Source organism: Blautia sp. 1001283B150304_161114_C9, from assembly GCF_015668165.1.
Lineage (GTDB): Bacteria > Bacillota > Clostridia > Lachnospirales > Lachnospiraceae > Blautia_A > Blautia_A wexlerae.
This window is the reverse complement of record NZ_JADPGO010000014.1, coordinates 70,929-93,275: the sequence shown is the minus strand read 5'-3', so window position 1 is coordinate 93,275 and position 22,347 is coordinate 70,929. Positions and strand designations below refer to the sequence as shown.

Below are 22,347 nucleotides of genomic sequence, written 5' to 3'. Positions count from 1 at the left end.
AACCGATTTATTTTGTAGTTTGCATTGGAGGCTATTCGCTAATATGCCCCTAAGTTGACGCTAGGTTGACCACATTGGGGTCAGACCCGTGCGCCCAGCAAAGGGCACTTCACCGAGCAGGCGGAAATCCTGCACGAAAAGAGAATAACCACCTCATTCGTTAGTGAGTCTTGCATGACTCTGGGTAACTGGAATCATGAAGCGTAGACAACGAGGTAGCAGGGTGAGTATTGAGCACCGAAATCCCCTTACAGTTAAAGGCGAATCTCTCATTAAAAGATATTGGGAACATGATAAACAAAGTAGTGCAAGGATGGATTAACTACTACACACACTATTATAAGTCAGAATTTTATGAGGTGTTGCGTTATATCAATCAATGTCTGATTAAATGGGTACGACGAAGTTATAAAAAGAAGAACACGAGAAGCAGAGCCGAGCACTGGCTTGGTGCAGTAGCCAGAAGAGACAGAAACTTGTTTGCACACTGGAAATTTGGAATATTACCATCTGTTGGAGAGGGAGCCGTATGAGTCGAGAGGCTCACGTACGGTTCTGATGGGGACTCAAGGGGAGGTTCCTTGGGTCTACCTACTTTGTTATGGGCTTTCAATATAAATCAGATGCTGAACTTGTCTACGAATTACTGAAGAAAAGGATGAAACACTTTGGACTGAGCCTGGAAGAGAAGAAGACAAGGTTGATAGAATTTGGAAGATTTGCGGAAGCAAACAGAGCCAAGCGAGGAGAACCCAAACCTGAAACATTCGATTTTCTGGGATTTACACACTACTGTTCACATGGCAAAAACGGTAAGTTCAGAGTAAAGAGGAAAACTAGCAGGAAGAAGTTCAGCCATAAATGCAAGGAAGTTCACAAGCTGATAGGAGAAATGAGAACATTGCCCGTGAAAGAGATAGTGAAGAAACTTAATCAGATTCTTGTTGGTAATTTCTATGAGAATATTAGAACATGTGGGGTCAGACCCTATGAAATACCGATAAAATGAGTGAACATATCCTAAAAGCTTTCTAAAAAAAGTATAATATGAATTTTTAGTGGGTACTTGAGTCGGAACCTATGAATATAGCTGGACGGAACAAATAATCATAAGATAGATAATAAATAATCTGTTAATATACGAATCTGCATGTTAAGGGATATCCAGCTAAAGCAATGTAAGCACAGTAAGGAGAGATTATGAAAACAACAACATTACTTATCATGGCGGCCGGAATCGGCAGCCGATTTGGAACAGGAATAAAGCAATTGGAACCGGTCGATGATACTGACCATATCATCATGGACTACTCAATCCATGATGCGATTGAGGCTGGATTCAACCATGTAGTATTTATCATCCGTAAGGATATTGAGAAGGAGTTTAAAGAGGTCATTGGTGATCGTATTGCTTCTGTCTGCTCCGCTCATGATGTAACTGTAGACTATGTCTTCCAGGATATTAAGGATATTCCGGGAACTTTACCGGAAGGTCGTACAAAGCCGTGGGGAACCGGACAGGCTGTACTTGCTGCAAAGAAGGTTATCAAGACTCCCTTTATTGTAATCAATGCGGACGATTACTATGGCAGGGAAGGATTCAAGGCTGTTCATGAGTATCTGATGAATGGTGGCAAGTCCTGCATGGCAGGCTTTGTGCTGAGTAACACTCTGTCTGATAACGGCGGTGTGACTCGTGGTATCTGCAAGATGGATGAGAATGGAAACTTGACTGAAATTGTAGAAACTAAGAATATCGTGAAGACTGCAGATGGCGCAGAAGCAGACGGAGTGACTGTTGATGTGAATTCTCTGGTTTCTATGAACATGTGGGGGCTGACACCGGGATTCATGGATGTGCTGGAGAAAGGATTTAAGGAGTTCTTCGATAAAGAAGTACCGAGCAATCCACTAAAGGCTGAGTATCTGATTCCTGTCTTCATCGGTGAGTTGTTGGAGCAGGGAAAGATGTCAGTGAAGGTTCTGAAAACCAACGATACCTGGTACGGTATGACCTATCACGAAGATGTCGCATCTGTGAAAGACAGCTTCAGGAAGATGCAGGAGAATGGTGTGTACAAAGCTGACCTGTTCAGTGATCTATAAAAAATGATGAAAGAAACAATTGATTTACTCGGAAAGATCTTCACTAACATCCTGACTGCTCTCTACGAGCCGTTTGGTTTTTCGCTTCTGCTTTCATTCCTTGCTATGTTTTTCTATCTATATGCTTATAAACCTATCGAAGCAGGAAAAGGCTGGAAGAATGCTATGGTGACATGGTACAGGGAGTTCAAAGAGAGTATATTCTTCAGAAAATTGTTTTTCTTAGCCTTTGTAACTTCCCTTATTCTGTTCCGGACATTATTGAATCGAAACCTGTGGATGAACCCGTTGTCTAATATTATGGGTGGCTGGGGCATCTGGGAGATCGTAAATGGAGAGCAGCAACTTACCACGGAGTGCATTGAGAATGTGATTATGATGGTTCCGTTTTCTGCAGTAGTGATGTGGACATTTCATGGCAAAGCAGGCAATGGTTGGAATAATATATTGTGGCTAAGTGGGAAGATAGCGTTCGGTTTTTCTTTGATGATAGAGATATTGCAACTGCTATTACGGCTCGGCACATTCCAATTATCAGACATCTTCTACAACACAGTTGGTGGAGTGCTTGGAGGTATGTGCTACTGGGGAATAATAAAAATCAAGAAAGGTCTGTAAAAGAAAAAACTTCATGGTGTACTGGGAAAGGTTAAACGTTATGTTTGGTTACACATGGGGCAGACACTATGAAATATCTTGATTTACGCTCTCTTTTGATCCACTTTTACATTGAATATTGTCTCATTATCATTTCCATAATCAGCTGTCAAGGCATCATTTCGTTTGATAGAAAACAGCCTTGACTTGTGAAAAATCTATACTCAAGGAGGACTCCCAAATGACAAATCTAAATTCCCTTTTCCTGTCCCAGGCCTACAATGACTGCTGGGACGATTACAACAGATCTTTAAAACTCCGCAGCTTCCCACGTTGGGACTATGTGATCCTGACTGCTTCCAATGAGCAGCAGGCAGAAGGCTTCCGTAAACAGATTGCGGACAGGCAGAACTTCCTGCCGAGAGGCACGAAGTTTGTTGCCATCCCGGATCGTGATGGCAGGCGTGTCGGCTCCGGAGGGGCTACGCTGGAGGTTCTGAGATATCTTCATGAACAGGAAGGATCTTTTGACAGCCTTCGTGTGCTGGTGATTCATTCAGGCGGGGACAGTAAGCGTGTTCCTCAGTATTCTGCGCTGGGTAAGCTTTTTTCGCCGGTGCCTCATGAATTACCCAATGGACGCAGTTCCACTTTATTTGATGAATTCATGATATGCATGAGTTCTGTTCCTTCGCGGATTCGTGAAGGGATGGTGTTGCTGTCGGGAGATGTACTGCTTTTATTTAATCCTCTTCAGATTGACTACAACAATGTGGGTGCAGCTGCCATATCCTTTAAGGAAAACGTAGAGACCGGTAAGAACCATGGTGTTTATCTGAATGGACCGGACGGAAATGTGAAATGCTGTCTGCAGAAGAAATCTGTGGAGGTCCTGCGGGAAACAGGAGCAGTCAATGAATCCGGTTGTGTGGATATTGATACCGGGGCACTGATCTTTAGTACTGACATTATGAAATCTTTATATTCACTGATTGAAACAGACGCGGACTATGACAGAAATGTCAATGAGAGAACGCGTCTTTCTCTTTACGCTGATTTTCTTTATCCTCTGGCTTCGGATTCTACGCTGGAGGATTTTTACAGGGAGAAGCCGGAGGGTGAATTCTGTCCGGAACTGACGGCTGCCAGAACCCGTGTGTGGGAGGTGCTGCGTCCCTACAGGATGAAGCTTCTGCGTCTGGCACCTGCGAAGTTTATTCATTTTGGAACGACCAGGGAGATACTGGAGCTGATGAACGGAGGTGTGGATGAGTACCATTATCTGGGATGGAGCCGGAAAGTGGGCAGCAGTATCCGTAGTGATGTGTCTGGCTATAACAGTGTACTGAGCAGCAGGGCATCTGTTGGGAAAGACTGTTATCTGGAGGTTTCCTATGTGCATGGAAATTCCAGGATTGGCAGCCACAGTGTGCTCTCTTACATAGATGTGCAGGATCAGGTTATTCCTGATAATGTTGTTCTCCATGGGCTGAAGCAGAGAAACGGAAAATTTATTGTCCGTATTTTTGGCGTAAATGATAATCCTAAGGAGAACCGACTGTTTGGCAGGGATCTGGATGAACTGGAAGATACACTTGGAGTGAGATTCTGGGAGGAGAACGGACAGGCACATACCTTGTGGTCTGCTGCGCTGTATCAGGAGTCAGATACAATCCGGGAGGCAGTAGATGCGGCACTGGAACTTTATGAGATTGTCACAGGAGGGAAAGATTTTGACAGATCTTTATGGACTGCAGCTTCCCACAAGTCTCTCTGCGCCGGATTTAATGAGGCGGATCCGGATGCTATCATAGCATGGAATAAGCGGATGGCAGATCTGGTAACTATGGACGGGATTGCAAAGGCAATCAGGGATCAGGTTCCTGCAGGAAGTATAAGAAAGCTGCAGTCGCTTACAAAGATTCAGAAGGAATGGCTGGAGAAGCGTCTGAGAAAAGCAGATTTCGGTGAAAAAATGCGTCTGCATTATTATCTGGGAGTGATCCTTGAGGATGAGAATGAGGTGCAGGAATGTTTCCGCATTATTCAGTCGGAAGTTCTGGAAGCGACAATCAAAAGTCTTGCTTATAATGAGCAGGCAAGGATTGTTACAGATCATCATACAGTCAGGCTGCCGCTTCGTGTGAACTGGGGAGGTGGCTGGAGTGATACACCGCCTTACTGTAATGAAAAAGGTGGGACTGTATTAAATGCAGCTATTCTTCTGAACGGGGAGAAGCCGGTGGAGGTGACATTGGAGAGGATTCCTGAGCAGAAGGTGGTTTTTGACAGCCGGGATATGGATGTTCATGGAGAGTTTGACACGATTGAGCCTTTGCAGGCCACAGGTGACCCTTATGATCCCTTTGCCCTGCAGAAGGCTTGTCTTCTTGCCTGTGGGATCATTCCCAGGGAAGGACATACTCTGGGTGAAATACTGGAACGTCTTGGCAGTGGTTTTGTTATGCATTCTGAGGTAACAAATGTTCCCAAAGGTTCCGGTCTTGGCACCTCATCTATTCTTTCGGCAGCCTGTGTGAAGGCAGTGTTTGAATTTATGGGAATCGCATATACAGAAGAAGATTTATATGCCCATGTACTGGCAATGGAACAGATCATGTCTACAGGAGGAGGATGGCAGGATCAGGTCGGAGGTATTACGCCTGGTCTTAAATATATAACCTCCATGCCTGGGCTTCAACAGCAGCTTCAGGTAGCACATATAGAGCTTTCACCGCAGACAAAGAAGGAGCTAGATGAAAGATTTGTCCTGATCTATACAGGGCAGAGGCGTCTGGCGAGAAATCTTCTCCGTGATGTGGTGGGACGCTATGTGGGTAATGAACCGGACAGTTTGTTTGCGTTGGAGGAGATCCAGAAAACAGCAGCACTGATGCGCTTTGAACTGGAGCGTGGAAACGTAGACGGTTTTGCAAAGCTTCTGGATTATCACTGGGAACTGAGTAAGAAAATAGATGCCGGAAGCAGTAACACTTTGATTGAGCAGATTTTCAGCAGTATTGAGGAGCTGGTGGACGGAAAGCTGGTATGTGGTGCCGGTGGCGGCGGTTTCCTTCAGGTGATACTGAAAAAGGGTGTGACAAGGCAGATGGTGGAAGAACGTCTGAAAGAAGTATTTATGGACAGCCTTGTTGGCGTAGCTGACTGTAATCTTGTATGGGAATAGAAATTCCGAAGGAAAAGATTAGATGAAAGATTTATTTGTTAATACACAATTACCGGTTGTCACCTCTGACAGGATTTTATATACACCGTCAAATTTTGCCAGGACTTCTTTACTGTATCTGCAGGAGATTGGCTCTCTGCAAGTACATAAGCCTCACAGCACAGGGCGCAGTAACCTGTCCTCTTATTTATTTTTTACAGTGACAGATGGCGAGGGTGAGCTCATCTGTGAAGGCAGAACTTATTCTCTTCGTACAGGAGACTGTGTGTTTATTGACTGCAGGAAACAGTATGCACACAGTAGTTCGGAGAAGCTGTGGAGTTTATCCTGGATACATTTCTATGGTCCGAATATGACAGCAATTTATGACAAGTATTTAGAGCGGGGTGGAAGAGCAGTCTTCCACCCCGTTTCTGTTTCCGGGTTTCTGGAAATCTGTCACAGGATTTATGAGCTGGCAGATTCCGATGATTACATTCGGGATATGAAGATCAACAGTGAGCTGAATTATCTGTTGACGCTTCTGATGAATGAGTCCTGGCACCCGGGAGAAAAACACAGAGATGCAGATCTGAAAAAACAGAATGTACTTCCTGTAAAGCAGTACCTGGATGAGCATTATCAGGAGAAAATAAGCCTGGATTTTCTGGCAGAGCATTTTTTTATCAGTAAATACTATCTGACCCGCGTGTTCAGGGAGCAGTTTGGTGTCAGTATCAGCAGCTATCTGATGAACAGGAGAGTCACGAAGGCAAAATATATGCTCCGCTTTTCCGACGAAAAGATAAAGACCATCGGCTATAAATGTGGTCTGGGAGAGCCTCATTATTTCAGCCGGGTTTTCAGACAGATGGAAGGCATGAGTCCTTTAGAGTACAGAGAGAAGTGGGAGAAGTGAGAAAAGAGAGCAAGATAATGTAAGAAAACAGGGAGAAAGGGCAATATCGTGAATTCAGGCTTTCCGGATTTTTTACTAAAATAAATGCAGTAACTGTGGAGGTATTGAACAGTTTCTATTGATCAAAACAGAAAGTAAATCAAAAGGAAAGTTGAGGTTAATATATGTCTAAGGTTGCATTGATTACCGGTATTACCGGTCAGGATGGTTCCTATCTGGCTGAATTTTTACTGGAGAAGGGTTACGAGGTTCACGGTATTGTACGTCGTGCTTCCATTTCAAATACTGCCCGTATCGATCATCTGATCGAAAAAAATGTGATTAAACTTCATGACGGAGATCTGTCTGATTCTTCAGGGCTGATCCGTCTGGTGGGAGAGATCAGACCGGATGAAATTTATAATCTGGCTGCCCAGAGCCATGTGCAGGTATCCTTTGATGCGCCGGAATATTCCGGTGATGTGGATGCACTGGGTGTCCTGCGTGTGCTGGAAGCTGTCCGTGTCTGCGGTCTGACAAAGACCTGTAAAGTATATCAGGCATCTACTTCTGAACTGTATGGCAAGGTAGAAGAGGTTCCACAGAAAGAAACCACACCGTTTCATCCATATTCCCCTTACGCTGTGGCAAAGCAGTATGGCTTCTGGATGGTGAAGGAATATCGTGATGCTTATGGAATGTTCGCTGTTAACGGCATTCTGTTCAATCATGAGTCTGAGCGTCGTGGTGAAAATTTCGTTACCCGTAAGATCACACTGGCTGCAGGACGCATTGCAGAAGGTCTGCAGGATCATCTGGAACTGGGCAATATGGATTCCCTGCGTGACTGGGGTTATGCCAAAGATTATGTTGAGTGTATGTGGCTGATCATGCAGCAGGAGAAGCCGGAGGATTTTGTCATTGCGACAGGTGTACAGCACACTGTCCGCGACTTCACTGAGAAGGCGTTTGCAGCTAACGGTATGACCATCCGCTGGGAAGGTACCGGCATTGATGAGAAGGGTTACGATGCAGCTACCGGCAAGATGTTGGTATGCGTAAATCCCCAGTGGTTCCGGCCGACTGATGTGGACAATCTGTGGGGCGATCCGACTAAGGCGAAGACGGTTTTGGGATGGAATCCACAGAAGACGAGCTATGAAGAACTGGTGAAGATTATGGCAAAGCATGACCGTGAGCTTGCAAAGCGCGAGAAGGCCATGAAGGCTGTTATGTAAGAAAGAAGGCATACGATTATGATGGAAAAAAATGCAAAAATTTATGTTGCAGGTCATCGCGGAATGGTAGGCTCTGCCATTGTCCGTGAGCTGCAGCGTCAGGGATATACGAATATTGTGACACGTACTCATAAGGAGCTGGATCTGACCCGTCAGGATGCAGTGGAGAAGTTTTTCGCTACAGAAAAGCCGGAGTATGTGTTTCTCGCAGCTGCCAAAGTAGGCGGCATTGTGGCAAACCAGAATGCACTGGCTGATTTCATGTATGATAATATGATTTTGGAAATGAATGTGATTCACTCTGCATGGAAGAACGGCTGCAGGAAGCTGGAATTCTTAGGTTCTTCCTGTATTTATCCGCGTATGGCACCCCAGCCGATGAAGGAAAGCTGCCTGCTGACTTCTGAACTAGAGAAAACCAATGAGGCATATGCACTGGCAAAGATTTCCGGGTTAAAGTACTGTGAGTTTCTGAACCGCCAGTATGGCACAGACTATATTTCCGTAATGCCGACAAATCTGTACGGTCCAAATGACAACTATCATCCTACACACAGTCATGTGCTTCCGGCGCTGATCCGCCGTTTCCATGAGGCGAAGGAGAGCGGTGCTGCAAGTGTAACCTGCTGGGGGGATGGTTCTCCGCTGCGTGAGTTTCTTTATGTGGATGACCTGGCAAATCTGTGTGTGTTCCTGATGAACAACTACTCAGGTAACGAGACTGTCAATGCCGGTACCGGTAAGGAACTGACTATTAAGGAGCTGACTGAGCTGGTTGCGAAGGTTGTAGGCTATAACGGTGAGATCAAATGGGATCCTGATAAGCCAAATGGTACACCGCGTAAGCTTCTGGATGTTTCCAAGGCAACGAACCTTGGCTGGACGTATAAAACCGAGCTTGAGGATGGCATACGCCTTGCGTATGAGGACTTCCTGAATAATCCCATGCGCGCTGAACGCTGATCTTATTTTTACGAGGAGAAGATTATGAATATCATTTTGTTGTCCGGCGGTTCCGGCAAACGTCTGTGGCCCCTTTCTAATGACATCCGTTCCAAACAGTTTATCAAGATTTTCAAAAAGGAGGACGGTACCTATGAATCCATGGTGCAGCGTGTCTACCGACAGATCAGGAAGGTGGACACAGATGCGACTGTGACCATTGCTACCGGTAAGACACAGGTTTCTGCGATTCACAACCAGCTGGGTGAGGACGTGGGCATCAGCGTAGAGCCGTGCCGTCGTGATACATTCCCGGCCATTGCGTTGGCAACAGCTTATCTGGTGGATGTGATGCACGTTGCCCCGTCTGAGTCTGTGGTAGTCTGCCCGGTTGACCCCTATGTGGAAGATGGTTATTTTGAAGCACTGAAGGAACTGTCAGAGCAGGCAGACAAGTGCGAGGCAAATCTGGTGCTGATGGGCATTGAACCGACTTATCCCAGTGAGAAATACGGTTATATCATCCCAGAGAGTACAGACCATGTAGCTGAGGTAAGGACCTTCAGGGAGAAACCGACAGCGGACGTGGCAGAACAGTATATTGCACAGGGAGCACTCTGGAATGGTGGTGTGTTTGCTTATAAAATGGGTTATGTGATGGATAAAGCCCATGAGATGATGGATTTTACAGACTATCAGGATTTGTTCGACAAGTACGATACCATGAAGAAGATCTCTTTCGACTATGCTGTGGCAGAGCATGAGCCGAAGATTCAGGTTGTCCGTTTTGCCGGTATGTGGAAAGACCTTGGCACATGGAATACGCTGACTGAGGCAATGGACGAAAGTATTATTGGTAAGGGAGAGTTGAACGACAAGTGCTCCGGAGTCCATATCATCAATGAAATGGATGTGCCGGTACTGGCAATGGGTTTGCATGATGTGGTGATCTCCGCATCACCGGAAGGCATTCTGGTCTCGGATAAAGAGCAGAGTTCTTACATTAAGCCGTTTGTAGATAAGTTTGAACAGCAGATTATGTTTGCCGAGAAGTCCTGGGGAAGCTTTAAGGTGGTCGATGTGGAAACCACATCCCTGACGATTAAGGTAACCTTAAATCCCGGCCACAGTATGAACTACCACAGCCACAAGAACCGGGATGAGGTGTGGGTAGTCATATCCGGTGAAGGAAAGACCATCGTGGATGGTATGGAGCAGATGGTAAAGTCAGGTGACGTTATAACTATGTCCGCAGGCTGCCGTCATACTGTGATAGCTGATACGGAACTGAAGCTGATTGAGGTACAGCTGGGCGCAGATATCAACGTCCACGATAAGCAGAAGTTTGAGCTGGAGCAGTAAATAAGATAGAAAATACGACTGGTAAGAAAGACAGAAATGGTGATCAATGGACGTATGCATGGAAAGAAGAAATGAACCCCTTTTGCTCCGCCCGGCAGGTAAGGATTACCTGTGGGGTGGAAAAAGGCTGAATGATGAATATGGGAAGAATATTGAGTTGTCTCCGTTGGCAGAAACATGGGAATGTTCCACGCATCCGGATGGGGTAAGTACTGTGTGTTGTGGAACGTTTGACAAAATGGAGCTGACTGCGGTCATAAAAGCCCACCCGGAGTATCTGGGAGAACGGCATAAGGGCGAAACAACGCTGCCAATCCTAGTGAAGCTGATCGATGCAAGAAAGGATCTGTCTGTGCAGGTGCATCCGGATGATGACTATGCAAAGATGAAGGAACATGGTCAGCTTGGAAAAACGGAGATGTGGTATGTGCTGGATGCAGCCAGGGATGCAAAACTGATCTACGGTTTGCGGCAGGACTGCACAAAGAAAGAAATGCAAAAGGCACTGGCAAAAGGTGCGGTGATGAAGTATCTGCAGAAGGTACCTATTCACAAGGATGACCTGTTTTTTATCCCTGCAGGCACGATCCATGCCATTGGGGCAGGTGCGCTCGTGGCAGAAATCCAGGAAAGCTCGAACCTGACCTATCGGCTGTATGATTACGACCGCATAGGAAAGGATGGGAAGAAAAGGGAACTGCATATCGACAAGGCGTTGGATGTGGCAGATCTTCACGGCAGTGCAGAGCCGAGACAGCCGCTGCGGGTTCTGAAGTACCGCCCGGGGATGGCATCGGAGCTGTTGATACGCTGCAAATATTTTGAAGTGTACCGGATGCTTATCAATACAGAACGCCGACAGACGGTGCATTACCGTGCGGACAGGATGGCATTTCGGGTATTACTGTGCATGGATGGCTGTGGCACGATATCCTATGATGAGGGAACTGTTAATTTTTATAAGGGAGATTGTGTGTTTGTGCCGGCGGATTCAGAAGTCCTTACGATTCACGGACAGGCGCAGTTCCTTGATATCAGAGGATAAAATACAGAACTCCAGGGTATGGGGAAAGACAGGTAGGTAAGATGAAGATTAAGAAGGAATATGAAAGATGGCTGGCAAATGCAGTGGCAGATACGGATGTTGCTGCGGAACTGAAGGCAATGGACTATGTGGAAGTCGAGGATGCGTTTTATCGTGATCTGGCATTTGGAACAGGCGGTCTGCGCGGTGTGATCGGTGCAGGAACAAACCGTATGAACATTTACACAGTTGCAAAGGCTTCTCAGGGATTAGCAGACTATTTGAAGAAACACTTTAAAGAACCTTCTGTTGCAATCGGCTACGACAGCCGTATCAAGAGCGATGTGTTTGCAAAAGTCGCAGCAGGGGTGTTTGCAGCAAATGGTGTCAGTGTCAATATCTGGCCTGTCCTGATGCCGGTACCGACCGTATCTTTTGCGACTCGCTATCTGCATACTTCTGCAGGTGTCATGGTGACAGCTTCCCACAATCCCGGCAAATACAATGGTTACAAGGTCTATGGTGCTGACGGCTGTCAGATCACGACCGAAGCAGCGGCGGAGATTCTTGCTGAGATTGAAAAACTTGACATCTTTGCGGACGTTAAGACCAGCAACTTTGAAGCAGGCGTGGCAAACGGCAGCATCCGGTATATTCCGGACGAGGTCTACACTGCATTTGTAGAACAGGTCAAGAATCAGTCTGTCTTGTTTGGCGAGAACGTCAACAAGAATGTAGCCATCGTGTACAGCCCGCTGAATGGTACGGGGTTGAAGCCAGTGACCCGCACCCTGCAGGAGATGGGTTACACTAACATTACGGTGGTCAAGGAGCAGGAGCAGCCAGACGGACACTTTCCGACCTGTCCTTACCCGAATCCTGAGATTAAGGAAGCAATGGCACTGGGCATGGAGTATGCCAGGAAGTGCAACGCTGACTTGTTGTTGGCAACTGACCCGGATTGTGACCGTGTGGGTATTGCTGTCAAGAATAAGGCTGGGGAGTATGAGCTGCTGACCGGCAACCAGACAGGTATGCTGTTGCTGGATTACATTTGCAGTCAGCGCATCAAGCACGGTAAGATGCCTGCCGACCCGGTCATGATCAAGACTATTGTGACGATGGATATGGGCGAGCAGATTGCCGCCCATTACGGACTGCGTACTGTCAACGTGTTGACTGGTTTTAAGTTCATCGGCGAGCAAATCGGCAAGCTGGAACAGCTGGGGAAAGCAGACAGTTATGTGTTCGGCTTCGAAGAAAGCTATGGTTATCTGACCGGCTCTTACGTCCGCGACAAAGACGGCGTGGATGGTGCGTATATGATCTGTGAGATGTTCAGTTACTATGCCACCCAGGGCATCAGCCTGTTGGACAGGCTGGATGAACTGTATAAGACATATGGTTACTGCCTGAACACCCTGCACAGCTATGAGTTCGATGGCAGCGCCGGTTTTGCCAGAATGCAGAGCATCATGCAGGCATTCCGCGGTGGCATCAAGGAGTTTGGTGGCAAGAAGGTTGCCAGGCTGTTGGATTATGTACAGGGACTGGATGGATTGCCCAAGTCTGATGTGTTGAAATTTCTGCTGGAAGACAACTGCTCTCTGGTGGTACGTCCTTCCGGTACCGAACCCAAGCTGAAAATTTATATTTCTGTCAGTGCTGAGAATAAAGAAATGGCAGAGGAAGTAGAAGATGAGATTGCTAAAACTGCAGAAAAGTGGATTTGTTGATTTTGAAAGGCTCCGTAAGGAGCCTTTCGGTGATAATTGGAGAATCACGTTCCATCTTGTACATTGGGGTCATATCGTCATTGGGGTGAGACCGTGCGTCCAGCTAAGGGTATATAGTCCGGTGGGTGGAAGCCCCATCAAATAAGCTGCTAACCACAGCATTTGAAGCGAGTCTTGAGTCTGTCGCGGAAACGTTGCAGGCTAAGCGTAGACAGCAAGATAACAGGGATAGCTATTGAGCACCGAAATCCCAAAGTCACCAGAGGGTCGACATCGTGGTCTGGATGGAAGACAACATATGTATTTATCGTTATGGTGAGATTTTACATACCTCTGCGGTGTTGGTTGGAACTATTCATGTTATACAGGGAATATATATCAACTGGAGAGAACCTGCATTTTCTTCTGTAGTGTGTAAACAGAAAGTATGCCTGACAACCAAAAGAAGGATGGTAAAAGAAATGCAGGTAGTCGGAGGTCCGAATATTACCGATGAAGGTATGAACAAAATAAATACCAGAGGGAAGTCGAGAGAGAACTGTTCCTCACAGTTCTGGCCTGCGAAACTATATCAAAGAGGAAACATTAGCTATACACAGAGATAGAGGTACTAATGGAAACGAAATTGGCGAGAATATCACAATTATCAAAGGAAAATCCTGATATGGTATTTACGTCTTTAGGACATCTGATTAATAAAGAAATGCTTAAGAGCTGCCATGCCCAGATGGATGGAACGAAAGCTGTAGGAATTGATGGGATTACCAAAGAGGAATACGGGAGAAGACTGGAAGAAAACATAAGCGCTCTTATAGAACGTCTAAAGAAGAAGTCCTATAAGCCGAAACCGGCAAGGCTGGTGGAAATACCGAAGGATAATGGAAAGATGCGACCGCTCAGTATTTATTGTTATGAAGATAAGCTGGTGCAGGAAGCACTGCGCAGAATACTGGAAGCGGTGTTTGAACCCATATTCTATGATGAAATGATGGGATTCCGACCCAACAGGGGATGTCATAAAGCAATCCGAAAATTAAACCTGATGTTGGAGAGAAAACCAACAAGTTATGTATTGGATGCAGACATTAAAGGGTTCTTCCAGCATCTTGACCATGAATGGATCATACGTTTTATAGGATCAAGGATCAAAGACCCCAATATTATCCGTCTTGTCAGACGGATGCTGAAGGCAGGAATTATGAACAACTATGAATTTGAAGAAACCGAAGAAGGAAGTGGACAGGGTTCTGTCTGTTCTCCTGTAATCTCCTGTATCTATATGCATTACGTACTGGTATGGTGGTTTAAAGAGGTGATAACACCAAAGCTGAAAGGATATGCAGGTCTGGTCGTATATGCCGACGATTGTGCGCCACGAAGGCGGAAACTTGTGACATGATGTCAAACAAGTATAGCCATGCTGTGTGAATGATGATGGCAGGCCCATCGGAACCGCTATATAGGTGGAGGTTTCAAATCACTCTGAGGTGCTGTAGTCAAAAGCTATGGTACTGAGCGTCAGAGAAAAGGCTGTACAAAACAGTCAGGTGTGGACAGTGGAGATGAACGAAGCTGTGAACCACTTACGAAAACGTCGAAAGCGTAGAGACTCCATCAAAACCAGGGGGTCAGTCGTTAACCTGGGATAAGCATAACGGGAGCCTATTTACTGGTTATGCGGTGGACGGCGTAAAGGTGGCATGAACACTGTTCAGGCATTCATATGGAACGTGGGAACCTACGGGCTGGTGTTAAGGGAGAGTGCCAAGTGGACGAACCGCAAGGTACAGAGTACTGATACAGTCATAGGGGCAGAGTGGCTTGTAGTAGTGAAGAGGGTTTCTGAAAAGAAAACAGAGCGAAGAAGTCACAGTATCCAAGCAGAGTAAATAAGTCAACTTAGGAATAAGGAGGAGCTTATGAGCGAAGCAAAACAGTTTGATATTTCAAAGAAGGCTGTAATTGCAGCTTTTCAGGCGGTAAAGGAAAACGCAGGAAGTTACGGGGCAGATGAACAAACCATAAAAGAGTTTGAGGAGCATCTTAATAACAACCTGTATAAACTATGGAACCGGATGGCATCAGGAAGTTATTTCCCGAAGCCTGTAAGGGCAGTAGCAATACCCAAGAAAAATGGTGGAATCAGAATTTTGGGAATTCCAACAGTAGAAGACAGAATCGCACAAATGGTTGCGAAGATGTACTTTGAACCGCTGGTTGAACCAATGTTTTACAATGACTCATATGGATACCGTCCGAACAAATCTGCAATTCAGGCAGTAGGACAAGCAAGGGAAAGATGTTTTAAAAGAGACTGGGCATTGGAATTAGATATCAAAGGGCTCTTTGATAACATCAAACATGGATATCTGATGTACATGGTTGAGAAACATACGCAAATAAAATGGCTGATACTTTATATAAAACGTTGGCTTACAGTGCCGTTCATCATGAGTGATGGCTCGGTTGCTGAACGCAGGTCAGGAACACCTCAGGGTGGAGTTATCAGTCCTGTGCTTGCAAATCTATTTCTTCACTATGTATTTGATGACTTTATGACAAAAGCATATCCGAACATCTGGTGGGAAAGATATGCTGATGATGGAGTACTGCACTGCCAATCGTACAAGCAGGCTGCATTTATAAAGCAGAAACTGGAAGAACGTTTTCAGCAGTTTGGATTGGAACTGAATAAAGAAAAGACACGTATTGTCTACTGCAAGGATAACCGAAGGCCACAAAACTATAGTTGTACCCAATTCACTTTTCTGGGATATACGTTCAGACCAAGGCTAAATAAGAATAAAGAAGGAAAGTTCTTTGTAGGCTTTACGCCTGCGGTCAGTGAAAAAGCCAAAACTGCTATGAAACAGAAGATCAGAGAATGGAAGATACAGTTAAAGGCGGATCTCTCATTAAAAGATATTGGGAACATGATAAACAAAGTAGTGCAAGGATGGATTAACTACTACACACACTATTATAAGTCAGAATTTTATGAGGTGTTGCGTTATATCAATCAATGTCTGATTAAATGGGTACGACGAAGTTATAAAAAGAAAAACACGAGAAGCAGAGCCGAGCACTGGCTTGGTGCAGTAGCCAGAAGAGACAGAAACTTGTTTGCACACTGGAAATTTGGAATATTACCATCTGTTGGAGAGGGAGCCGTATGAGTCGAGAGGCTCACGTACGGTTCTGATGGGGACTCAAGGGGAGGTTCCTTGGGTCTACCTACTTTGTGGTAACATTCCAGTATAAATCGGATGCAGAGTGGTTCTATGAACATCTGAAACATAGAATGGGACACTTTGGATTAAGCCTTGAAGAAGAAAAGAGCCGTCTGATAGAGTTCGGGCGTTATGCAAAAGAAAGATGCAGAAAAGCCGGAACGAAACCAGGCACTTTTACTTTCTTAGGTTTTACACACTACTGTTCCAAAAGTAGGAATGGCAGATTCAGAGTGAAGAGGAAAACCAGTAAGAAGAAGTTTGCAAAGAAGTGCAGAGAAGTAAATCTTCTGTTAGTGAAGATGAGAACATGCAGATTAAAAGAGATTATTGAAAAACTTAACCAGATACTAACTGGTTATTACCATTACTATGGAATTACGGACAATACAGAAAGTATAACGGCATTCCGATATAACATCATGAGAAGCCTGTTCTATTGTCTGAACCGGAGAAGCCAGAAGAAAAGCTATAACTGGGTAGAATTTCTAAATATGCTGGATAACAGCTATCCACTGGTAAGACCCCGGATATATGTCAATATATACGAATGATAATGTGAACGATTCGTTTCGCAAAGAGCCGGATGCGGGAAAGCCGCACGTCCGGAATTCTGTGAGGGGTGTACGACCGTAAGGGGTGCACCTACTCGACCCATGAAGAAGTTAGACGTGCAGGATCAGGTTATTCCTGATAATGTTGTCCTCCATGGGCTGAAGCAGAGAAACGGTAAATTTATTGTTCGTATTTTGGGCGTAAATGATAATCCTAAGGAGAACCGGCTGTTTGGCAGGAATCTGGATGAATTGGAAGATACACTTGGAGTGAAGTTTTGGGAGGAGAACGGACAGGCACATACCTTATGGTCTGCTGCGCTGTATCAGGAGTCAGATACAATCCGGGAGGCAACAGATGCGGCACTGGAACTTTATGAGATTGTCACAGGAGGGAAAGATTTTGACAGATCTTTATGGACTGCAGCTTCCCACAAGTCTCTCTGCGCCGGATTTAATGAGGCGGATCCGGATGCTATCATAGCATGGAATAAGCGGATGGCAGATCTGGTAACTATGGACGGGATTGCAAAGGCAATCAGAGATCAGGTTCCTGCAGGGAGTATAAGAAAGCTGCAGTCTCTGACAAAGATTCAGAAGGAATGGCTGGAGTGATACACCGCCCTATTGTAATGAAAAGGGCGGGACTGTATTAAATGTCGCTATTCTTTTGAACGGGGAGAAGCCGGTAGAGGTGATACTGGAGAGGATTCCTGAGCAGAAGGTTGTTTTTGACAGCCGGGATATGGATGTTCATGGAGAATTTGACACGATTAAACCTTTGCAGGCAACAGGCGACCCTTATGATCCATTTGCACTGCAGAAGGCTTGTCTTCTTGCCTGTGGGATCATTCCCAGGGAAGGACATACTCTGGGTGAAATACTGGAACGTCTTGGCAGTGGTTTTGTTATGCATTCTGAGGTAACAAATGTTCCTAAAGGTTCCGGTCTTGGCACCTCATCTATTCTTTCGGCAGCCTGTGTGAAGGCAGTGTTTGAATTTATGGGAATCGCATATACAGAAGAAGATTTATATGCCCATGTACTGGCAATGGAGCAGATCATGTCTACAGGAGGCGGATGGCAGGATCAGGTCGGAGGTATTACATCTGGTCTTAAATATATTACCTCCATGCCTGGGCTTCAACAGCATCTTCAGGTAGCACACATAGAGCTTTCACCGCAGACAAAGAAGGAACTGGATGAGAGATTTGTCCTGATTTATACAGGGCAGAGGCGTCTGGCGAGAAACCTTCTCCGTGATGTGGTGGGACGCTATGTGGGCAATGAACCGGACAGTCTGTTTGCGTTGGAGGAGATCCAGAAAACAGCAGTACTGATGCGCTTTGAACTGGAGCGTGGAAACGTAGACGGTTTTGCGAAGCTTCTGGATTATCACTGGGAACTGAGTAAGAAAATAGATGCCGGAAGCAGTAACACTTTGATTGAGCAGATTTTCAGCAGTATTGAGGAACTGGTGGACGGAAAGCTGGTATGTGGTGCCGGTGGTGGCGGTTTCCTTCAGGTGATACTGAAAAAGGGTGTGACAAGGCAGATGGTAGAAGAACGTCTGAAAGAAGTATTTATGGACAGCCTCGTTGGCGTAGCTGACTGTAAGCTTGTATGGGAATAGAAATTCCGAAGGAAAAAGCAGATCAGTGCATAATTGAAAAAGCTGATAAACTGAGTGCTTATCTTATCAAATAGAATAGATTGCTGCACAATCATACTTATTCCTGTATCTCTCAAATGCGGAGATACAGGAGTAATTTACAGGCTCTCTTTCTTGTCCATCCGGCAGCGTTTATCCAGGTGGCGGTTGATCAGAAGCAGGAATACAATTGTTGAGAGGACAGAAGAGATTCCGTCAGCAACAGGTTCTGCGAAAAAAGCCGCTTTTGCACCAAAGAAAGAAGGCAGGACAGCTGCACTGATCACAAAAAGAGATTTTCTGGTAACGGAGAGCGCAAGTCCTGTCTTTGGACATTCCAGGGCAGTCAGCCCGTCTACAAAGACATACTGGAAGCTTAGCGGAATGATCATCAGTGTATAGGTACGGATGACCCAGACAGATAATCTGATATACTGTGGATCAGTGGTAAACAGAAGAACAAAGTACCGGGGAATAAACCGGGAGAGAAGGAACATGATGGTGGTAAAGATAAGCATTACTCCCAGAATGTTCCTTTCTGCGTCCTTGACTCTGTTTACGCATCTGGCACCGTAATTGTAGCTCAGGATTGCCTGTGTACCTCCGCTGATCCCGATCATAGGTGAGGTGATCAGAAGCAGATAGCTTTGAGCAATGGTGGCACAGGTGATCAGCATATCGCCCTGGGAAGCACCACCATATTTCTGGAGCACTGTATTCATAAAGATCAGGATCAGGCTGTCTGTGGCCAGGATCAGAAAAGGAGAAAATCCCAGGGAAAGGATTTTCCTTATGACTTTTAAGTTGTACTGTCCGAAGGTAATCTTTACAGGAACCTTTTTTCCCAATAAGAAGGTCATTGCAAAGATGCAGGAGAGTATCTGCGAAATAACGGTTGCAATGGCAGCACCGGAAATTCCCATATGAAAACCAAAAATAAAAATCGGGTCTGACAGGATGTTACATCCTGCGCCGATCAGTACGGTAAACATTCCCACAAGGGGGAATCCCTGACAGTTGATAAAGTAATTAAGCCCTGTAGCCATCAGTGCGAAAAAGGTACCTGTTGTATAAATAGTCAGGTAGGTATTGGCAAAGGGGAAAGTAGCCCCACTTGCGCCAAACAACATAAGCAGCTTATCTTTTAGCAGAAGAAAGCTGACAGTCAGCAGAACAGAAAAAACACTGAGCATCAGAAAAGAATTTGCCAGTACCTGTTCTGCTTTTTTGTGATTCTTTTCGCCCATTCGGATTCCCATGGTAATGGAACCTCCGATTCCTACCAGGGTGCCAAAAGAAGTGAGAAGTGTAACGATAGGACCGCATATGCCTGCACCTGCAAGAGCCAGTGCGCCATTTTCGGAAATATGTCCGATATACATCCTGTCAATAATACTGTAAAGTACATTGACAAATTGCGCGGTCATAGAAGGGATGGCAAGCTGGAGCACCAGAGTGCGTACGGGTGCCTTGCCAAGATTTGCTGTTGCGTTCATTTTAATTTTCCTCATCCATTCGACAGGGACTGCCGCACTTGCATGTGCAGCAGCCCCTGTATATTAATCATTGTCAATTTTAACAGATATGGACAGAAAAAGCTATGATTTTGAGATATTGTCCTTGTAAAAGATATTGAGAATAGCCTCTCGGGGTCAGACCCCATGAAATACCGTAAGAAAAGAAGAGATCCTGTCAGCAGTTGTAAAAAGTGGGCGGTCATATGAGGAGATCATGAACTTTTTAAATGCAGGATCAGATGGAGAAAAGACGGAAAAATAGAATTATTTTGAAGCACAGATATAGGGACTCTCGATTTAGGCGGAAAAAGACTGGAAGTTCACATCGTACCAAGCAGGGATCAGATATTACAAGAGTACTGTATTTCTTTATTATAGGCAAGAAGGCGGTACTGACCAATGGATTTATAAAAAAATCGCAAAAGACACCAAAAGCAGAAAAGGAACTGGCAAAGAAATATAAAGCAGATTATGAACGGAGGTATGGCAATGAGTAGCTATAAAGATTATAAAAAAAGAGCATTGCAGAATCCGGAGGTAAAAGCAGAATATGATGCACTGCAGCCGGAATATGATATTATCCAGGCGATGATTGATGCAAGAGTGCAGCAGAACATGACACAGAAAGATTTATCAGCTAAAACCGGAATTACGCAGGCAGATATAAGCCGGATCGAGAATGGAACAAGAAATCCCAGCTTGAGTATGGTGAAAAAACTTGCACAGGGATTAGGGATGCAATTAAAACTGGAATTTGTTCCGATGCCAACAAAAAATAAAATGTAAAGAGTATGATGAGGAAATAGAAACCGCAGGAATTTTCGCCTGCGGTTTTTCTCTGCCCTGCCATATACAGAAATACCGCCATAGGAATATTGCTATACTATGACGGTATTACAAATCTTTTTCATCTTTAAAAGCGAATACATCATTGGGTGTACAATTAAGAATATTGCACAGTTTTTCAACGGTAAGGATTGTGATGTTCTGATTTTTCCGGAGCTGATCGAGGGTGTGCTTGTCAATTCCTTTGTTAATCAGGGCATATTGGGAAATGTGGCGTTGTTTCATGGTTTCCCATAATGGACTGTAATCAATCAAGGTATCCCCGCCTTTCTTTGCTTTTTGGCATAAAATACCATTAATTTCAATTATAATTGTCGAATAAACTAAAAAATATGGTGGACATCTTCACCATAAGAGATATAATTTGATCGAGGGATATGTAAAATAAAGGAAAATAAAGTCGGACAATGTAAGAATTGATTGATGGGTGCATGTGGGAGGAGAGTTATATAAGTGAATATTGAAAAGTTTTACTACGATGAACAGACAGAAATATATGAGCAGATGAAGAAGGAACAGGATGAGCATGAGCAGTCACTTTCGGTAGAGGAAAGGGAAAAAGAACATCAAAAATTATTCTAGGAAGCAAGTACGATTATGGAAAAAGCAGAGCGTAAAAAGAAAGAAGAATATCAGATCATCAATCCTGTAAAATATCAGAGATTTATATATCTGTCAGAACGGGCAATACAGTTTTCAAAAATCTCAGGATGTAATATTAAAATTCAGACATTTCCAGATATGTCTGCACTTATTAAAATGCAGACGGGATATATCTGGTTGCTGAGTGATGGTGAATCAGCACTGGAAGATAAGGAAACAATGAAGAATCTGTTATGAAGCGGACTGGGTAGGTATTGGCAGCAAAAAACATGGAGAAAAAGATGTCGTTGAATTGGAGTTTTGGTTTGAACTGGCAGAAAAATTAAAAAAGTAAATGAAGATGAAATGACTTTTCCACATATATCATTACTGTGATAAAATGTGAGAAAATATATATCAACATATGAAAAACGGAGGAGAGAGAGTTATGTTCGATACCATTCATCATATTGCAATCATTGGAAGCGATTATGAAAAATCAAAACATTTTTATGTGGATCTGCTTGGATTTAAGGTGATCAGAGAAAATTATCGAAAAGAACGTGATGATTACAAGATTGATCTGGCATGTGGACCGCAGGAAATAGAACTTTTTATCATAAAAAATGCTCCAGCTCGTGTAAATTATCCGGAAGCATTGGGATTACGCCATCTGGCATTTAAAGTTAAGAGTGTAGATGATACAGTAAAAGAATTGAATGGGAAAGGAATTGAAACAGAGCCGGTACGCCTGGATGATTATACCGGAAAGAAAATGACATTTTTCCATGATCCGGATGGACTTCCATTGGAAATTCATGAGTAGAAAATAGCATAGAATAGAAAGAGACAGATGCAGGTAATGAAATATTCCCACATCTGTCTTTTTTGTGCAAAG

The 22,347-nt window shown here is 44.6% G+C and carries 24 protein-coding genes; 22 read left to right on the top strand and 2 right to left on the bottom strand.

What is annotated here, in order from left to right; genetic code table 11:
• Window positions 1–230 precede the first annotated feature (230 nt).
• The 17 genes from I4V44_RS09210 (at window position 231) to I4V44_RS09130 (ending at window position 18,486) form a co-directional block, all read left to right on the top strand.
• A complete protein-coding gene (locus I4V44_RS09210) occupies window positions 231–533 on the top strand; it encodes a group II intron maturase-specific domain-containing protein (protein WP_271724947.1) in 303 nt (100 codons plus the stop codon).
• A 125-nt stretch (window positions 534–658) separates the two neighbouring features.
• A complete protein-coding gene (locus I4V44_RS09205; RefSeq protein WP_226839745.1) occupies window positions 659–1,009 on the top strand; it encodes a hypothetical protein in 351 nt (116 codons plus the stop codon).
• Between the two features lie 191 nt (window positions 1,010–1,200).
• Window positions 1,201–2,106, top strand: a complete 906-nt coding sequence (locus I4V44_RS09200) for a sugar phosphate nucleotidyltransferase (RefSeq protein WP_118342206.1) — start codon at window positions 1,201–1,203, stop codon at window positions 2,104–2,106.
• A gap of 3 nt (window positions 2,107–2,109) precedes the next feature.
• Window positions 2,110–2,724, top strand: coding sequence for a VanZ family protein (locus I4V44_RS09195; protein WP_118342208.1), 615 nt, complete (start codon window positions 2,110–2,112; stop codon window positions 2,722–2,724).
• Between the two features lie 220 nt (window positions 2,725–2,944).
• Window positions 2,945–5,890 carry a fucose pyrophosphorylase domain-containing protein gene (locus I4V44_RS09190; RefSeq protein WP_118567158.1) on the top strand — a complete coding sequence of 982 codons (2,946 nt, stop codon included), beginning with the start codon at window positions 2,945–2,947 and terminating at the stop codon, window positions 5,888–5,890.
• Window positions 5,891–5,912: 22 nt separating this feature from the next.
• Window positions 5,913–6,788 (top strand): AraC family transcriptional regulator, encoded by an 876-nt coding sequence (locus tag I4V44_RS09185; RefSeq protein ID WP_118408261.1) that lies wholly within the window; start codon window positions 5,913–5,915, stop codon window positions 6,786–6,788.
• Window positions 6,789–6,952: 164 nt separating this feature from the next.
• A complete protein-coding gene (gene gmd / locus I4V44_RS09180; RefSeq protein WP_173741912.1) occupies window positions 6,953–8,005 on the top strand; it encodes a GDP-mannose 4,6-dehydratase in 1,053 nt (350 codons plus the stop codon).
• Between the two features lie 21 nt (window positions 8,006–8,026).
• Window positions 8,027–8,968, top strand: a complete 942-nt coding sequence (locus I4V44_RS09175; protein ID WP_334291964.1) for a GDP-L-fucose synthase family protein — start codon at window positions 8,027–8,029, stop codon at window positions 8,966–8,968.
• Between the two features lie 24 nt (window positions 8,969–8,992).
• Window positions 8,993–10,309 (top strand): sugar phosphate nucleotidyltransferase, encoded by a 1,317-nt coding sequence (locus tag I4V44_RS09170; protein ID WP_173741913.1) that lies wholly within the window; start codon window positions 8,993–8,995, stop codon window positions 10,307–10,309.
• 58 nt (window positions 10,310–10,367) lie between these two features.
• On the top strand, window positions 10,368–11,354 hold the full coding sequence (locus I4V44_RS09165) for a type I phosphomannose isomerase catalytic subunit (protein ID WP_243240931.1): 987 nt from the start codon (window positions 10,368–10,370) through the stop codon (window positions 11,352–11,354).
• 41 nt (window positions 11,355–11,395) lie between these two features.
• Entirely contained in the window at window positions 11,396–13,069 is a 1,674-nt protein-coding gene (locus I4V44_RS09160) for a phospho-sugar mutase (RefSeq protein ID WP_195278158.1), read from the top strand.
• A 284-nt stretch (window positions 13,070–13,353) separates the two neighbouring features.
• Entirely contained in the window at window positions 13,354–13,674 is a 321-nt protein-coding gene (locus tag I4V44_RS09155; protein WP_147612031.1) for a hypothetical protein, read from the top strand.
• 8 nt (window positions 13,675–13,682) lie between these two features.
• Window positions 13,683–14,468, top strand: coding sequence for a reverse transcriptase domain-containing protein (locus tag I4V44_RS09150; RefSeq protein ID WP_008704421.1), 786 nt, complete (start codon window positions 13,683–13,685; stop codon window positions 14,466–14,468).
• 520 nt (window positions 14,469–14,988) lie between these two features.
• On the top strand, window positions 14,989–16,245 hold the full coding sequence (gene ltrA, locus I4V44_RS09145; RefSeq protein WP_008704417.1) for a group II intron reverse transcriptase/maturase: 1,257 nt from the start codon (window positions 14,989–14,991) through the stop codon (window positions 16,243–16,245).
• A gap of 65 nt (window positions 16,246–16,310) precedes the next feature.
• Window positions 16,311–16,853 carry a group II intron maturase-specific domain-containing protein gene (locus I4V44_RS09140; RefSeq protein WP_008704415.1) on the top strand — a complete coding sequence of 181 codons (543 nt, stop codon included), beginning with the start codon at window positions 16,311–16,313 and terminating at the stop codon, window positions 16,851–16,853.
• Window positions 16,854–16,955: 102 nt separating this feature from the next.
• Window positions 16,956–17,468 carry a hypothetical protein gene (locus tag I4V44_RS09135; protein WP_020993814.1) on the top strand — a complete coding sequence of 171 codons (513 nt, stop codon included), beginning with the start codon at window positions 16,956–16,958 and terminating at the stop codon, window positions 17,466–17,468.
• 55 nt (window positions 17,469–17,523) lie between these two features.
• Window positions 17,524–18,486, top strand: a complete 963-nt coding sequence (locus I4V44_RS09130; RefSeq protein WP_196002636.1) for a GHMP family kinase ATP-binding protein — start codon at window positions 17,524–17,526, stop codon at window positions 18,484–18,486.
• A gap of 137 nt (window positions 18,487–18,623) precedes the next feature.
• Here the strand turns inward: I4V44_RS09130 and I4V44_RS09125 are convergent, their stop codons facing one another.
• On the bottom strand, window positions 18,624–20,000 hold the full coding sequence (locus I4V44_RS09125; RefSeq protein WP_008704412.1) for an MATE family efflux transporter: 1,377 nt from the start codon (window positions 19,998–20,000) through the stop codon (window positions 18,624–18,626).
• Between the two features lie 248 nt (window positions 20,001–20,248).
• On the opposite strand from I4V44_RS09125, the gene I4V44_RS17905 reads away from it, so the two are divergent.
• Entirely contained in the window at window positions 20,249–20,518 is a 270-nt protein-coding gene (locus tag I4V44_RS17905) for a type II toxin-antitoxin system RelE/ParE family toxin (protein WP_330609491.1), read from the top strand.
• Window positions 20,505–20,807: a helix-turn-helix domain-containing protein gene (locus I4V44_RS09115; RefSeq protein ID WP_044952070.1), complete on the top strand. Its 303-nt coding sequence runs from the start codon at window positions 20,505–20,507 to the stop codon at window positions 20,805–20,807. Before I4V44_RS17905 ends, I4V44_RS09115 begins: the two co-directional genes overlap by 14 nt.
• Before the next feature lie 108 nt (window positions 20,808–20,915).
• On the opposite strand, the gene I4V44_RS18235 is transcribed toward I4V44_RS09115, so the two are convergent.
• On the bottom strand, window positions 20,916–21,092 hold the full coding sequence (locus I4V44_RS18235; RefSeq protein WP_242832806.1) for a helix-turn-helix domain-containing protein: 177 nt from the start codon (window positions 21,090–21,092) through the stop codon (window positions 20,916–20,918).
• 228 nt (window positions 21,093–21,320) lie between these two features.
• Between I4V44_RS18235 and I4V44_RS17770 the strand changes: the two genes are divergently transcribed.
• From I4V44_RS17770 to gloA2, 3 genes are all read left to right on the top strand, one after another.
• Window positions 21,321–21,449 carry a hypothetical protein gene (locus tag I4V44_RS17770; protein WP_008704408.1) on the top strand — a complete coding sequence of 43 codons (129 nt, stop codon included), beginning with the start codon at window positions 21,321–21,323 and terminating at the stop codon, window positions 21,447–21,449.
• A gap of 15 nt (window positions 21,450–21,464) precedes the next feature.
• Window positions 21,465–21,707 carry a hypothetical protein gene (locus I4V44_RS09105; protein WP_008704407.1) on the top strand — a complete coding sequence of 81 codons (243 nt, stop codon included), beginning with the start codon at window positions 21,465–21,467 and terminating at the stop codon, window positions 21,705–21,707.
• 190 nt (window positions 21,708–21,897) lie between these two features.
• The gene (gloA2, locus tag I4V44_RS09100) at window positions 21,898–22,275 is read left to right on the top strand and encodes an SMU1112c/YaeR family gloxylase I-like metalloprotein (protein ID WP_008704405.1); all 378 of its coding nucleotides are present in this window, start codon (window positions 21,898–21,900) and stop codon (window positions 22,273–22,275) included.
• Window positions 22,276–22,347 lie beyond the last annotated feature (72 nt).

What these genes read in the sequence shown, in the direction of transcription:
- I4V44_RS09205 (WP_226839745.1), top strand. Translation starts at nt 659, where the DNA reads ATGAAACACTTTGGACTGAGCCTGGAAGAGAAGAAGACAAGGTTGATA.
- I4V44_RS09200 (WP_118342206.1), top strand. Translation starts at nt 1,201, where the DNA reads ATGAAAACAACAACATTACTTATCATGGCGGCCGGAATCGGCAGCCGA.
- I4V44_RS09195 (WP_118342208.1), top strand. Translation starts at nt 2,110, where the DNA reads ATGATGAAAGAAACAATTGATTTACTCGGAAAGATCTTCACTAACATC.
- I4V44_RS09190 (WP_118567158.1), top strand. Translation starts at nt 2,945, where the DNA reads ATGACAAATCTAAATTCCCTTTTCCTGTCCCAGGCCTACAATGACTGC.
- I4V44_RS09185 (WP_118408261.1), top strand. Translation starts at nt 5,913, where the DNA reads ATGAAAGATTTATTTGTTAATACACAATTACCGGTTGTCACCTCTGAC.
- gmd (WP_173741912.1), top strand. Translation starts at nt 6,953, where the DNA reads ATGTCTAAGGTTGCATTGATTACCGGTATTACCGGTCAGGATGGTTCC.
- I4V44_RS09175 (WP_334291964.1), top strand. Translation starts at nt 8,027, where the DNA reads ATGGAAAAAAATGCAAAAATTTATGTTGCAGGTCATCGCGGAATGGTA.
- I4V44_RS09170 (WP_173741913.1), top strand. Translation starts at nt 8,993, where the DNA reads ATGAATATCATTTTGTTGTCCGGCGGTTCCGGCAAACGTCTGTGGCCC.
- I4V44_RS09165 (WP_243240931.1), top strand. Translation starts at nt 10,368, where the DNA reads ATGGAAAGAAGAAATGAACCCCTTTTGCTCCGCCCGGCAGGTAAGGAT.
- I4V44_RS09160 (WP_195278158.1), top strand. Translation starts at nt 11,396, where the DNA reads ATGAAGATTAAGAAGGAATATGAAAGATGGCTGGCAAATGCAGTGGCA.
- I4V44_RS09155 (WP_147612031.1), top strand. Translation starts at nt 13,354, where the DNA reads ATGGAAGACAACATATGTATTTATCGTTATGGTGAGATTTTACATACC.
- I4V44_RS09150 (WP_008704421.1), top strand. Translation starts at nt 13,683, where the DNA reads ATGGAAACGAAATTGGCGAGAATATCACAATTATCAAAGGAAAATCCT.
- ltrA (WP_008704417.1), top strand. Translation starts at nt 14,989, where the DNA reads ATGAGCGAAGCAAAACAGTTTGATATTTCAAAGAAGGCTGTAATTGCA.
- I4V44_RS09135 (WP_020993814.1), top strand. Translation starts at nt 16,956, where the DNA reads ATGAAGAAGTTAGACGTGCAGGATCAGGTTATTCCTGATAATGTTGTC.
- I4V44_RS09125 (WP_008704412.1), bottom strand. Translation starts at nt 20,000, where the DNA reads ATGAACGCAACAGCAAATCTTGGCAAGGCACCCGTACGCACTCTGGTG.
- I4V44_RS17905 (WP_330609491.1), top strand. Translation starts at nt 20,249, where the DNA reads ATGCAGGATCAGATGGAGAAAAGACGGAAAAATAGAATTATTTTGAAG.
- I4V44_RS09115 (WP_044952070.1), top strand. Translation starts at nt 20,505, where the DNA reads ATGGCAATGAGTAGCTATAAAGATTATAAAAAAAGAGCATTGCAGAAT.
- I4V44_RS18235 (WP_242832806.1), bottom strand. Translation starts at nt 21,092, where the DNA reads ATGAAACAACGCCACATTTCCCAATATGCCCTGATTAACAAAGGAATT.
- I4V44_RS09105 (WP_008704407.1), top strand. Translation starts at nt 21,465, where the DNA reads ATGGAAAAAGCAGAGCGTAAAAAGAAAGAAGAATATCAGATCATCAAT.
- gloA2 (WP_008704405.1), top strand. Translation starts at nt 21,898, where the DNA reads ATGTTCGATACCATTCATCATATTGCAATCATTGGAAGCGATTATGAA.